Source organism: Lysobacter sp. yr284, assembly GCF_900107375.1.
GTDB lineage: Bacteria > Pseudomonadota > Gammaproteobacteria > Xanthomonadales > Xanthomonadaceae > Lysobacter.
On record NZ_FNPT01000001.1, the window covers coordinates 350,975 to 363,613 of the forward strand.

Genomic DNA, 12,639 nt, shown 5'->3' on the forward strand with positions numbered 1-12,639 from the left:
AACGAAACGCGCAGCGCCCACGCTGGCGCGGGCCGGACGAGTCTGAGCGCTTGCCCGGCGGGGGTCAACGAATTTAATATCGATCGTTATGAAATTCGGCGTTGCAAATCCGGAACCGTCCGGCGACGCGGGACTGGCCGCCTCGTCGCCCGATCCGGCGACCGGCGCGGACGCCGGCGCTGCAGCCGGCGCTGCAGCCGGCGCCGCCGCGGCCAAGCCGCGCCGCCCGCGTGGCCGCCCGCGCGGCTTCGATCGCGACCAGGCCCTGGAAACCGCGATGCGGATGTTCTGGCAACGCGGCTTCGAAGCGACCTCGATGAGCGAGCTGACCGCCGCCATCGGCGTCGCCGCGCCCAGCCTCTACGCCGCCTTCGGCAGCAAGGACGACCTGTTCCGCGCCGCCCTGCAACGCTACCTGGAGCAGTTCCGGCGCGGACACGGCAGCGTGCTGGCGGCGCCCGGGCTGCCGGCGCGCGAGGCGTTCGCGCGCCTGTTCGACGCCCTCGCCGAGGGCTTCGCCGCCTGCCCGACCCGCTCGGGCTGCATGCTGGTCGCCGCCGAGACCGGCGGCCTCGGCGGCGCGGCGCACCTGCGCGAGGAACTCGGCGCCCACCGCGCCGGCGTCGAGGCCGGCTTCCGCGCGCGCATCCAGCGCGGCCAGCGCGAAGGCGACGTGCCCGCCGGTGCGGATGCGGCCGCGCTGGCCAAGTTCCTGTCGACGGTGGTGCAAGGCCTGTCGATCCAGGCCCGCGACGGCGCCGACGCGGCGCAGTTGCGCGAGGTGCTGCGCACCGCCCTGCGCGCCTGGCCGGCGGCGTAGATCGCGCTTACGGCTGCAGATAGGGCTGCTGGGCGAACCCGACGAAGCCGCGGCGCGCCGCCGCGCGCGAAGCCGACGTCGCCGGCGGCCGCAGCGCGGCGCAGTGCGCGCTCGCCGGCATCGACAGCGCGCGCGGCGGCGCCATCGCCGCAGCCGCGGGCGGCTCGTGCCGGGCCGCGGCGATCGACAGCAGATGCGGCAGGGCCAGCAATGCGGCGGCCACGGGCAGATATCGCTCCATGCGTTTCTCCTGATCGGATTCGGATCGCCGGCCGCGGGGGATGGTTTCGGCCGGCTTCGATACGACGACGAACCGCAAGGCGCTGGATCGACATCGCCGCGGCGGCGGGCGCGCGATGCGCCGCGGCCGTCCGTGTGCCCATAGGCTACGGACCATTGCGGCCTGGAATTGTCCTAATTACGGCAATTGGCGCCGGCTGCGGCGATGGAGCGCAGGCTCGCGGCAGTGACGGCGGCGGCAACGGGCGCGTGCGGCCCGCACTCGCCGGCCAGCCGCGCAAGCGCGCGCCTCAGGCGGCGCGATGCGCAGGATGCGGGAACGCGCGACGGCATCGCCGCGCCGGCGCGGCCTCGCGCCGCGCCCGACGGCAAGGGGGCCGGTCGCCGCCCCCTTGCCGCGATACCGGGGTCAACAGCCCGGCGTGCAGATCGCCCAGCAACGCGAATCGGGCTGGCTCTCGTCGCAGCTGCTGCAGCACGGCCGCGCGAACGCGGACAGGCTGACGGTCAGGCCGAACGCGAACGCACAGCAGGTCAGGAACAGCTTGGCGCGGGACATCCTCTTCATGACGCACTCCTGTCTTCGGTGGCGAAGGCCGTGCGCGCGCATCCGGCGGCGCGCGGCGCGGACGCCGGCGGCGCAGGCCGTCCGGCAGCGGAACCGCGGCTCCGTCCGCGGCACGGCATCGCCGCCGCGAGGGCGTGCGATACGGTTGGTCGCGGCGGGGCGCGCGAGGTCGTGGAGCACGCCATTACGCCGGAGCGGCGCGTCGCCGCCGCACCCGCAGCTCGCAGGCGGGTGCGCGAACGAGGGCATCGGTACCGCGCGCTGGCGCACATGCGGGGCCTCCGGCGCCGCGGCGCAGACAGCTGCGCGCGGGCGAAGCCGCACCGTAACCGCCGCGCCCGCGCGGTAACGCGCCGCATATCACACAACGCGACGGCGGCCCGGCCGCTGCGCGGGCGCGCGCCGCCGCGCTCCCCACCGGCGGGCAAGCATCCGCCGCTGCGCGCACAGTTCGCGCGTTGGCCGCGGCCGGAGCCATGCCGCGTCGCACGGCATCATGCCGCCTGGTGCGGCGACGCGGCTGCGCCGCACTGCGGCCGGCGCAGCCGCGGTCGTTCACGCCTGCGGCACCCGCCTTGCCTGCACGGCTTCGCGCTGCCGCACGGGTATCGATCTCCAGCCTTCGTGCGCGTTCGAACGCAGGCGAACAGGCATCGCCAAACCGCTTCCGGCAGCGACGCGAGCGCCGCCGCCGAACCGCTCAGAACGCCAGCGCCAGCCGCGCCTGCACGCCGTCGATCTGCGGCCCCTCGCGCACGCTCAGGTCGCGGGTGTACTGCAGCTGCACCTGCACGCGCTCGTTGACCTGCTGCGCCCAGGTCAGCATGAGGTTGGTGTCGTTCTTCGACCCGAGCACGCGTTCGCCGTGCAAGCGCTCGCTGGCGCCGAAACTCTGGCGCAGGCTCACCGCGAACCGCGTCGCCGGCGTCGGGTTGTAGCTCAGGTGCGCGGTCGCGCGCAGCGTCGGGTCGCGCCGCACCCGGCTGGTGTCGTCGCGGGTATAGAACTCGGCCTGCCCCATCAGTTCCAGGCTCCAGCGCTCGGCCAGGCGGGTCATGTAGCCGCCCTGCAGTTCCAGCGCGTAGCGGTCCTCGCCGGTGATCAGCCCTTCGCCCGCGCGCGCCGAGGTCGGCAGGCTCAGGTACGCCGCCCAGGTCACGTAGCGGCCGGCGCTTTCGTCGGCGTGGGTCCACAGCGAGGAACCGACGATCAGGTTGCCCACGCCGCTGAGGCCGTCGCGATCGAAGGCATCGCGCTGGCGGTTGCCCGGCAGCACCAGTTCGAAGGTGGTGGTCTTGCCGCCGAGCGCGAAGAAGTGGACGTAGCGCGCCGCGGCCAGATCCACGCGCAGGTCGAGGTCGTCGAGCACGCGCTTGCCGTCGGCGTAGACGCGATCGCCGCGCAGGTGCTGGCCGTACAACAGCAGCACGTCCACGCCCGGCGGCGCCGGCTGGATGTCGCCGGGGTCCGGCGCGCTGATCGCCCAGGCCGCGCCGACCGGCCATGCCAGCGCCAAGGCCAACGCGGCCGGTCCGACGCGCCGGACGCGGCGGCGGTGATTGAGATTCGACATGGTCTTGCCCTCCCCTAGGATTGGAACGGCCGAATCCGGGCCGCACGGAACCGTGCGGGCGCGCGCCGGCGCCCGCGCGGCGAAGCGCTGGGATTCACACGCGTTCCAGGGTCTGGCCGAGGTTGCGGTAGAACTCGGCGCGGCATTGCCGCAGCCACAGCGCATAGGCGCCGCCGGCGATGGCGACGGCGGCTACGCTGGACGGAATGATCGCGACGAAGGATTCGTTGCCGCCGGCCAGCAGCGGCAGGCTGCGCCAGATCAGCGCGATCAGCCCCGACAGCGCCAGCGCCGCGGCCAGCGGCGCGATCACGGTCCGCCACGGCTGCCGCGGCAGCGGCCGCGACAGGAAGAAGAACGGCACCGCGACGCTGGCCAGCACCTGCACGGCGAGCATCGCGATCGAGGCGATCGCCGATCCCAGCGGCAGCACCGCCGCCATCGGATCGGCGCCGAACGCGGCGAACGCCAGGATGCACGCGGCCGAAATCCCGAACTGCAGCGCGCTGGCGGTCGACGGCGTGCGCTGGCGCGGATGCACGCGCGCCAGCCAGCGCCACAGCAGGCCTTCGCGGCCCAGCGCGAACAGATAGCGCGACACCGAGTTGTGCAGGCTCAGCAGCGCCGCGAACAGGCTGGTGATCATCAGCAGGTTCATCGCCGTGGCCAACGCCGGCGACACCAGGGTGCCCGCCAGCGAGAACCAGAAATTGCCGGGATCGGCCTGGGCCGCGGCGACGACGTTGGCCGGCCCGTACGCGACCGTGACCGCCCAGGTCGCCAGCGACAGGAACACGGTGATCGCGCCGAGCGCCACGTAGGTGGCGATGGCGACGCTGCGGCGCGGGTCGCGCGCTTCTTCGGCGTAGATCGCCGTGGTCTCGAAGCCGAAATACGAGCTGGCGACGAACACCAGCGAAACGCCCAGCCCCGCGGTGAACACCTGCGAAGGCAGCAGCGGCGCCAGCGTCAGGCCCTGCGGGCCGCCGCCGTGGAACAGCACCGCGGCCACGAACACCAGCACGATCCCGACCTCGCACGCCATCAGCATCATCAGCAGCTGGCCGCTGAATTCGATGTTGCGGTGCGCGCACACCCGCACCAGCACCGCCACCGCCAGCGCGTTGATCCACCACGGCGCGCCCGCGCCGAACCATTGCTGCTGGGCCTGTTCGAGGAAGAAGCCGATCATGCCGAAACAGGCCAGCTGGATGCCCATGTAGGCCGCCAGGGCGAGGAACGCCGCGACGATGCCGAAACCGCCGCCCAGCCCCGCGGTGACGTAGGAATAAAACGCGCCGGCATTGCCGATGTGCCGGCTCATCGCCACGAAGCCGATGCTGAAGAGCAGATACGCCAAACCGGCCAGCACGAACGCGCCGGTGGTGCCGGCGCCGTTGCCCAGCGCGATCGCCACCGGCACCGCGCCGACCAGCCCGATCAGCGGGCCATTGGTCGCGATCACAAAGAACACGATCTGCGCCCAGCCCAAGGCGTTGCCGCGCAGTTCCCCCGTTTCGGTCTTGCCGCTCACGTTCACCCCCAATTGCCGAAATTGCGGCCGCGCACCGCGTTCACAGCGCGCAGCCGATCGCATCGCCCACGATCCGCGTCCATGCCGCGACGCCCCCGTCCTCGCCCAACAAGTCCTGGCGCACTTCGATCGCCAGCCGGCGCAGCCCGAACGGCCGCGCATGGCGCTCGACCGTGTAGCCGTGCAGCCGGCGGCCGTCGTACGGCGCGTTGTCGCCGACCGGCGCCACCTCGCGGCGCAGCGCCGCCACTACCTGCGCCGCCGGCTCCGGCCGGTCCCAGATCACCGCCACCGGCGGCCGCGCGACGCCGTCGAGCGAGGCCGCGTAGCTGTGCACGGCCACCAGCAGCGGCGCGATGCCGGCGCGGCGTTTGGCCGCGACGGTCTCGCCGACCAGCGCGTGGAACGGCTCGAACACCAGCGCGGCGCGCGCGTGCCGGCCGTCGGCCGACAGCCCGGCGTTGCCGGGGATCGCGGTGCCGTCGGACACCGGCGCGATCCAGTCGGCCTCGAACGGCGCGCGGTTGCAGTCGACGAACAGGCGGCTGGTGGTGCACAGCACCGCCGGCGCATCCAGATGCAGGGCCAGGCCGCGGGTCAGTTCGGCCGCGCCGATGTCCACGGCGATGTGCCGGGCCAGTTCGCGCGGACTGCAGCCCAGATCGGCATAGCCCGGCGGAATGCGGTTGGAAGCGTGCTCGCACACCAGCACCAGCGGCGCGGCGCCGGCGGGGTTGAACACTTCGCCGGCCGGCCAGTGCGGATCGGCGCCGGCCAAGACGACGGACGCGGGCGCGCTCAAGACTGCCCCGCCCGGCGAACGTGCACGGATTTGCATTCGGTCCACTCGTCGAAGCTGGCGCTGCCGCCGATGCGGCCCAGGCCGGAGGCCTTGCTGCCGCCCCACGGCAGATACAGGTCGGCGTGGTCGCAGCGGTTGACGAACACCGTGCCGGCCTCGATCGCGCCGACCAGTTCCGCGGCCGCGTCGAGATCGCGCGTCCACACCGACGCGGTCAGGCCGTAGCGGCTGTCGTTGACCGCCGCCAGCGCCTGCGCGTCGCTCTCCACGGGGGCCAGCGCGACCACCGGGCCGAAGCTTTCCTCGTCGGCGATCGCCATCGGCGCGCGCACGTCGAGCAGGACCTCCGGCGACAGGTAAGCGCCGCGGCCGGCGAGTTCGCCGGCGCGATGGCCCGGCATCGCCGAACGCGCGCCGGCGGCGATCGCCGCGGCGATCTCGCCGCGGATGCGCTCGGCGGCGGCGACGCCGACCACCGGACCGAGGTCGGGCGCAGTGAGCGGATGGTCCAGGCGCAAGGCGCGCGCGCGGTCGACGAAGGCGTCGACGAAGCGCGGATAGACGCTGCGCTCGACGTAGATGCGCTCGACCGAGCAGCACGACTGCCCCGAATTCGAATACGCGCCTTCGACCAGTTGCTGCGCGGTCCAGTCCAGGTCGGCGTCGGCGCGCACATAGGCCGCGTCCTTGCCGCCCAGCTCCAGGCCGGCCGCGACCAGGCCGGCGCCGGCGGCCGCCAGCACCTGGCGCCCGCCGCGTTCGGAGCCGATGAATTGCACCGCGTGGAAGCGCCGCTGCGCCAGCAACCGCGCGACCGCCTCATGCGGCAGATGCAGCGCCTGGAACACGCCCTCGGGCAGGCCCGCCGCAGCGGCGGCGTCGGCCATCAGATCGGCGATCAGCGCGGTCTGCGGCGCGTGCTTGAGCACGAACGCGTTGCCCGCGGCCAGCGCCGTGGTCGCCATCTCCGCGGCCATCGCCACCGGATAGTTCCAGGCGCAGATGCCCAGCGCGATGCCCTTGGGCTCGCGCCGCAGCGTGCGGCGGATGCCGTCGCCGGCGGCCAGCTCGACATCGCCGAGCAACTGCGGCGCCAGCCGCCGGGTTTCGTCCCAACGCGCGCGCACCCGGCCGAGTTCGTCGGCGAACTGCTGCGGCCGGCCGATCTGCCACAGCACCCGCTCGGCGAATTCGGCGCGGCGCGCTTGCATTGCGACGACAAAGCCCTCCACCGCGGCCAGGCGTTGGTCCAGCGCGAGCCCGCGCCAGGCCGGCGCCGCCGCCTGCGCGCGCTGCAGCGCGCGCTCGGTTTCGGCCGCATTTGCGTAGGCAAGCGTCGCGAGCGTGCGCCCGTCGACCGGGGAGACGATGTCGAATGCGTGTGCGGAGGAAGGCATCGGCGCGGGCTCAGGCGAACTCGAAGAAACGGCGCAGTTCCACGTCGGTGACCAGCGCGGCGAATTCCTCGTCCTGGGCGCGCTTGGTCTCGACGTAGGCGTCGACGAAGCGGTCGCCGAACAGCTCGCGCGCCGGCGCCGACGCGTCGAAGCGTCCGATCGCCTCGCCGAAGCTGCGCGGGAAGCGGTGCTTGGGCGCGACCTTGTCGAGGTTCTCGTACACGTTCCAGGTCGATTCCTCGCCCGGCTCGATCTCGCGCTCCATACCCCACAGCCCCGCGCCGAGCACGCAGGCCAGGGCCAGATAGGGATTGGCGTCGGCGCCGGGAACCCGGCATTCGATCCGCTGCGAATGCGGCGAGCCGCCGATCAGGCGCAGCGCGCAGGTGCGGTTCTCCCAGCCCCAACTCGCCGCCACCGGCGAGAAGATCCACGGCTGGTAGCGGCGGAACGAATTCACCGTCGGCCCGAACAGGATCAGGAACTCCGGCAGCAAGGCCTGCAGGCCGCCGACGAAGTGGCGCATGCGCCGGCTCATGTTGCGCGGCTGGGACGGATCGTAGAACAGCGGATCGCCCTGCTCGTCGCGCAGCGAAACATGGATGTGCCCGCTCTGCCCGTCGGCCTGGTTGGACCAGCGCGCCATGAAGGTGATCAGCTTGTCGTGGCGCTGGGCGACGATCTTGGCCGCGGTCTTGAACAGCATCGCGTCGTCGGCCGCGCGCACGCCCTCGCGGTAGGCCAGCGCGGCCTCCATGAAGCCCGCGCCCATTTCCTCGTGCACGCCTTCCAGCGGGATGTCCAGGCATTTGCAGCTGTCCATCAGCGCGTTGTAGAAACCGCTGCCGACGCCCTGGCGCAGCATCAGGTGGTAGGAGCTGTCGAGCGTGGCCAGGCGCAGGTCGCGGTAGTCCTTCTCGCGGATCGAGCGCGGCGTTTCCTCGAACAGGGTGAATTCGTATTCGCTGGAGTGGAACGCGCGCAGGCCCTGGGCGCGCGCGCGGGCCAGCACCCGCAGGTAGAGGTTGCGCGACTGCAGCGGCCCCTCGGGCTCCTCGAAGTCGGCCAGGAACAGAAGATTGCGCGTCGGGCTCTCCCACGGGATCTCGCGCACGCTGTCGGGAACGATCTTGCACAGGCGGTCGCCGAACACCACGCCCTCGCCGGTGCTGACGCCGCGCGCCGGCCGCTGCACGTCGCCGTGGTCCAGCGCCAGCGCCGCGCCGGCGAAACACAGGCCTTTTTCCAGCGCGGCGAGGAAACGCTCGGTGGACACGTACTTGACCCGCAGCTGGCCCGGCATGTCGGCGAAGCCGACGTTGACGTGGTCGGGCTTGCGCGCGTGGATCAGGCGCACGACGTCCTCGACGGTGGCGATCGAACTCAGGCTCGGTCCGGACATTTCGGGATCGTTTCCTTTTAACTAACAATGTTTCCATATGGAAACGGTGCGTGATAGTTTTCGCTCATCCCGATCCGCGTGTCAAACCCCTCTCCGCCGCCCGCCCCGGCCCAGCCGACGGACGGCAGACCGAACCGGCAGCGCTCATCCATGAAAAGAACCTCGTCCGCGTGGGACTACATCGTCGTCGGCGCCGGCTCGGCGGGCAGCGTCCTCGCCCACCGCCTGTCCAGCGACCCGCAGGTGCGGGTGCTGCTGCTGGAAGCCGGGCCCGCCGACCTCTATCCCTATCTCCATGTACCGGCCGGAGAGGAAATGGCGCTGTCCAGCCGCAAGGTGGTCTGGCCCTACCGCACCGAGCCCGACCCCAGCCGCGACGGCCGCAGCGAGGACTGGCCGGCCGGCAAGGTGCTCGGCGGCAGCAGTTCGGTGAACGGGATGATCTATCTGCGCGGTTCGCGCGAGGACTACGACGACTGGGCGCGCGCCGGCAATCCGGGCTGGAGCTTCGACGAGGTGCTGCCGTGCTTCGTGCGCAGCGAGCGCAACTCGCGCGGCGCCGGACCGGGCCGCGGCGGCGACGGGTTGTTGAGCGTGGCCGACGTGCGCAGCCCGCATCCGCTCGCCGGCGCCTTCCTCGACGCGGCCGAAGAACTGGGCCTGCCGCGCAACGAAGACCTCAACGGCGGCGATTCGTACGGCGCCGGCCGCCTGCAGGCGACCCAGCGCCGCGGCTGGCGCCACAGCGCCGCGCGCGCGTTCCTGTGGCCGGCGCGGCGGCGGCGCAATCTCAGCGTGGTCACCGGCGCGCTGGTCGAACGCGTGCTGATCGCCGACGGCGCCGCGCAGGGCGTGGCCTATCGCCATCGCGGCGAGCGCCTGGTCGCGCACGCGCAGCGCGAGACGATCCTGTGCGCCGGCGCGCTGGCCTCGCCGAAGCTGCTGATGCTGTCCGGCATCGGCCCGGCGCAGGAGCTGGCGCGCCACGGCATCGCCGTCGTCCACGACAGCCCCGGCGTCGGCGCGAACCTGCAGGAACACCCCGGCGCGCTGATCGTCGCCGAGGTCAACGTGCCGACCTACAACGTCGAGACCGGCCCCTGGGCGGTGGTCCGCCACGGCCTGGATTTCCTGCTGCGCGGGCGCGGCCCCGGCACTACGCCGATCGGCCACGCGGTCGCGTTCGCCAAGAGCTCGCCCGCGCTCGAACGCCCCGACCTGCAGCTGGTGTTCACCCCGATCGGCTACAACACCGCCGGCGACGGCCCGACCCTGCTGCCGATGCCGGCGGTGGTGATCGCGGTCAACGTCTGCCGCCCGCGCGCGCGCGGCAGCGTGCGGCTGCGCTCGGCCGATCCGGCCGCGCTGCCGGAAATCCGCCTGGAAATGCTGGCCGACCCGCACGACCGCGAGCTGCTGCGCGAAGGCGCGAAGCTGGCGCGGCGGCTGTACGCCACCTCGGCGCTGGGCGCCTTCGTCGAGAACGAACTGCGGCCCGGCGCGGACGTGCGCAGCGACGCACAGTGGGATGCGTTCCTGCGCGCGCACGCGATGCGCTTCAGCCACCCGGCCGGCAGCTGCCGCATGGGTAGCGACGCGGCCGCGGTGGTCGCGCCGGACCTGCGCGTGCGCGGCGTGCGCGGCCTGCGCGTGGCCGACGCCTCGATCATGCCGACCCTGGTGAGCGCCAACACCAACGCCGCGGCGATCATGATCGGCGAGAAGGCGGCCGAGCTGATCCTGGGCGACGGGTCGGGCGCAACCGCCGCTGCCGCGCAACGAGGCTGACGCCTTGGGATGCCGGCCTTGCGCGCGCGCGGCCGTACGAACGCACGGAGCAGCGGCGCCGTTGCGCCCGCCTCAGCGCTTGCGCTTGGGCCGCAGCGCCGCGCTCGTGGCCGGATTCTGCACGCGCGCGCCTTCCGCGCCGACGGTGTTGGACATCAGCAGCACCGCCTCGCGGGTCACCGCGAAATAGGCGTGGCGGGTCTGCGCGTCGAACAGCACGCTGTCGCCGGCGGCCAGCACCAGCGGTTCGTAGGCCTCGGTGTGCAGCGCGACCTTGCCCTTGAGCACGTGCACGAATTCCTCACCGGGGTGCGATACGAACGCGTCCGCGCCGCCCGGCGGCTTGTCGCGCACCGTGACCCGCCAGAACAGGTTGGATTGCCCACTGAGTTCGCCGCACAGCATTTCGTAGGTGCGGTGGCTGTGTTCGAACTTGCGCCCGCCGTCGGCGCGGGTCACCGCGCGCCGCGCGCCGGTGCCGGCCGGGTCCGTGGGCGGACTGAGCAAGGTCGTGGCCGGCACCGCCAACGCCTCGGCCAGCACGATCAGCTCGGGATGGCGCAGGGTCGCCAATCCGTTCTCGACCTTGGACAGCTTGGCGATGGAGATCCCCGCCCGCGCGCTGAGATCGCGCAGCGAGAGCTGCGCTTTCTGCCGCGCTTGGCGAAGCTGGATTCCCAGGGACATGGACGGCCGCGGAGGCTGGACGAGGACGCCCCAAGGCTAGGTCAGGTCCGCGCGCGCGTCCACTGCGCGGCGGCCGGCCTGGGGCGCCCGAAACGACGCCGGCCCGCGAAACGCGGGCCGGCGTCAGGGGTTCATCGACGCGCCAGCGTCATTCCCACTCGATCGTCGCCGGCGGCTTGCCGCTGATGTCGTACACCACCCGCGACACGCCCGACAGCTCGTTGATGATCCGGTTCGACACCGTGCCGAGGAAGTCGTACGGCAGGTGCGCCCAGTGCGCGGTCATGAAGTCGATGGTCTCCACCGCGCGCAGCGCGATCACCCACTCGTAGGCGCGCGCGTCGCCGACCACGCCGACCGACTTGACCGGCAGGAACACCGCGAAGGCCTGGCTGGTCTTGTCGTACAGGCCGGCCTTGCGCAGTTCGTCGATGAAGATGTGGTCGGCGCGGGCCAGCAGGTCGGCGTAGTCGCGCTTGACCTCGCCGAGGATGCGCACGCCCAGGCCCGGGCCCGGGAACGGGTGGCGGTAGACCATCTCGCGCGGCAGGCCGAGTTCGACGCCCAGGCGCCGCACTTCGTCCTTGAACAGCTCGCGCAGCGGCTCGACCAGGCCGAGCTTCATGTGCTCGGGCAGGCCGCCGACGTTGTGGTGGCTCTTGATGACGTGGGCCTTGCCGGTCTTGCTGCCGGCCGACTCGATCACGTCCGGATAGATCGTGCCCTGCGCCAGCCACTTGGCGTTGGCCAGCTTGTTCGACTCCTCGTCGAAGATCTCGACGAACAGGTTGCCGATGATCTTGCGCTTGGCTTCCGGGTCGGCGACGCCTTCGAGCTTTTCGAAGTAGCGGTCGGCGGCGTTGACGCGCACGACCTTGACGCCCATGTGCTCGGCGAACATCGCCATCACCTGGTCGCCTTCGTTGTAGCGCAGCAGGCCGGTGTCGACGAACACGCAGGTCAGCTGCTCGCCGATGGCCTTGTGCAGCAGCGCGGCCACCACCGAGGAATCCACCCCGCCGGACAGGCCGAGGATGACCTCGTCGCTGCCGACCTGCTCGCGCACGCGCGCGATCTGGTCGTCGATGATGTTGGCCGCGGTCCACAGCGTCTGGCAGCCGCAGATGTCGACCACGAAGCGGCGCAGCAGGGTCTGGCCCTGCTTGGTGTGGGTCACTTCGGGGTGGAACTGCACGCCGTACCAGCGGCGCGCGTCGTCGGCGAACGCGGCGATCGGCACGCGATCGGTCTTGGCGGTGACCACGAAGCCTTCCGGCGCCTTCGACACGTGGTCGCCGTGGCTCATCCACACGTCCAGGCGCGGCGGCGAACCCGGGTGGTCCTTGAGCCCGTCGAACAGGTGGTCCTGCGCGACCAGTTGCACCTCGGCGTGGCCGAACTCGCGCTGGCCGGCGGCCTCGGTGTCGCCGCCGAGCTGCTTGGCCATGGTCTGCATGCCGTAGCAGATGCCCAGCAGCGGCAGGCCCGCGTCGAACACCTGCTGCGGCGCGCGCGGCGAGCCGTCTTCGGTGGTCGATTCCGGACCGCCGGACAGGATGATGCCCTTGGCGCCGTAGGCCTCGATCTCCGCCGGATCGTGGTCCCAGGCCCAGATCTCGCAGTAGACGCCGAGCTCGCGGATGCGGCGGGCGATCAGTTGGGTGTACTGCGCGCCGAAATCGAGGATCAGGATTTTGTCGCTATGGATGTCGGTCATGGAACCAGCAACGAATGAAGAGGAGGGGGAAACCGGGTAACGCAAGAACGGGGCCGCAATAGCCGAAGAGGAGCGGGACACGGGTTCCTCGCTCCTCTTCGCTGGTCGCCG

11 protein-coding genes are annotated in these 12,639 nt (G+C 72.0%); 2 read left to right on the forward strand and 9 right to left on the reverse strand.

All coding sequences use genetic code 11. From position 1 onward, the window contains the following. Positions 1–88 precede the first annotated feature (88 nt). Complete coding sequence (locus BLV01_RS01380; protein ID WP_091793386.1) at positions 89–820, forward strand: TetR/AcrR family transcriptional regulator; 732 nt, start codon at positions 89–91, stop codon at positions 818–820. Between the two features lie 7 nt (positions 821–827). Here BLV01_RS01380 and BLV01_RS01385 read toward each other — a convergent pair whose 3' ends face one another. From BLV01_RS01385 to BLV01_RS01410, 7 genes are all read right to left on the reverse strand, one after another. Beyond that, positions 828–1,139, reverse strand: a complete 312-nt coding sequence (locus BLV01_RS01385) for a hypothetical protein (protein WP_139178379.1) — start codon at positions 1,137–1,139, stop codon at positions 828–830. 330 nt (positions 1,140–1,469) lie between these two features. After that, a complete protein-coding gene (locus BLV01_RS26010; protein WP_175485728.1) occupies positions 1,470–1,628 on the reverse strand; it encodes a hypothetical protein in 159 nt (52 codons plus the stop codon). A gap of 700 nt (positions 1,629–2,328) precedes the next feature. Then, the gene (locus BLV01_RS01390; protein ID WP_175485729.1) at positions 2,329–3,201 is read right to left on the reverse strand and encodes a transporter; all 873 of its coding nucleotides are present in this window, start codon (positions 3,199–3,201) and stop codon (positions 2,329–2,331) included. Positions 3,202–3,295: 94 nt separating this feature from the next. Continuing rightward, positions 3,296–4,735 (reverse strand): APC family permease, encoded by a 1,440-nt coding sequence (locus BLV01_RS01395; RefSeq protein ID WP_175485730.1) that lies wholly within the window; start codon positions 4,733–4,735, stop codon positions 3,296–3,298. A 40-nt stretch (positions 4,736–4,775) separates the two neighbouring features. Beyond that, a complete protein-coding gene (locus BLV01_RS01400; RefSeq protein WP_175485731.1) occupies positions 4,776–5,537 on the reverse strand; it encodes an N-formylglutamate amidohydrolase in 762 nt (253 codons plus the stop codon). Further along, complete coding sequence (locus BLV01_RS01405) at positions 5,534–6,934, reverse strand: aldehyde dehydrogenase family protein (RefSeq protein WP_091793394.1); 1,401 nt, start codon at positions 6,932–6,934, stop codon at positions 5,534–5,536. Before BLV01_RS01405 ends, BLV01_RS01400 begins: the two co-directional genes overlap by 4 nt. A 10-nt stretch (positions 6,935–6,944) precedes the next feature. Continuing rightward, on the reverse strand, positions 6,945–8,336 hold the full coding sequence (locus BLV01_RS01410; protein WP_091793396.1) for a glutamine synthetase family protein: 1,392 nt from the start codon (positions 8,334–8,336) through the stop codon (positions 6,945–6,947). A gap of 150 nt (positions 8,337–8,486) precedes the next feature. Here BLV01_RS01410 and BLV01_RS01415 point away from each other — a divergent pair, with 150 nt between their 5' ends. Further along, on the forward strand, positions 8,487–10,124 hold the full coding sequence (locus BLV01_RS01415; RefSeq protein WP_091793398.1) for a GMC family oxidoreductase: 1,638 nt from the start codon (positions 8,487–8,489) through the stop codon (positions 10,122–10,124). 72 nt (positions 10,125–10,196) lie between these two features. Here the strand turns inward: BLV01_RS01415 and BLV01_RS01420 are convergent, their stop codons facing one another. Beyond that, positions 10,197–10,811: a helix-turn-helix domain-containing protein gene (locus BLV01_RS01420; RefSeq protein WP_091793400.1), complete on the reverse strand. Its 615-nt coding sequence runs from the start codon at positions 10,809–10,811 to the stop codon at positions 10,197–10,199. A 148-nt stretch (positions 10,812–10,959) separates the two neighbouring features. Continuing rightward, positions 10,960–12,528 carry a glutamine-hydrolyzing GMP synthase gene (guaA, locus tag BLV01_RS01425; protein ID WP_091793402.1) on the reverse strand — a complete coding sequence of 523 codons (1,569 nt, stop codon included), beginning with the start codon at positions 12,526–12,528 and terminating at the stop codon, positions 10,960–10,962. Positions 12,529–12,639: the final 111 nt, after the last annotated feature.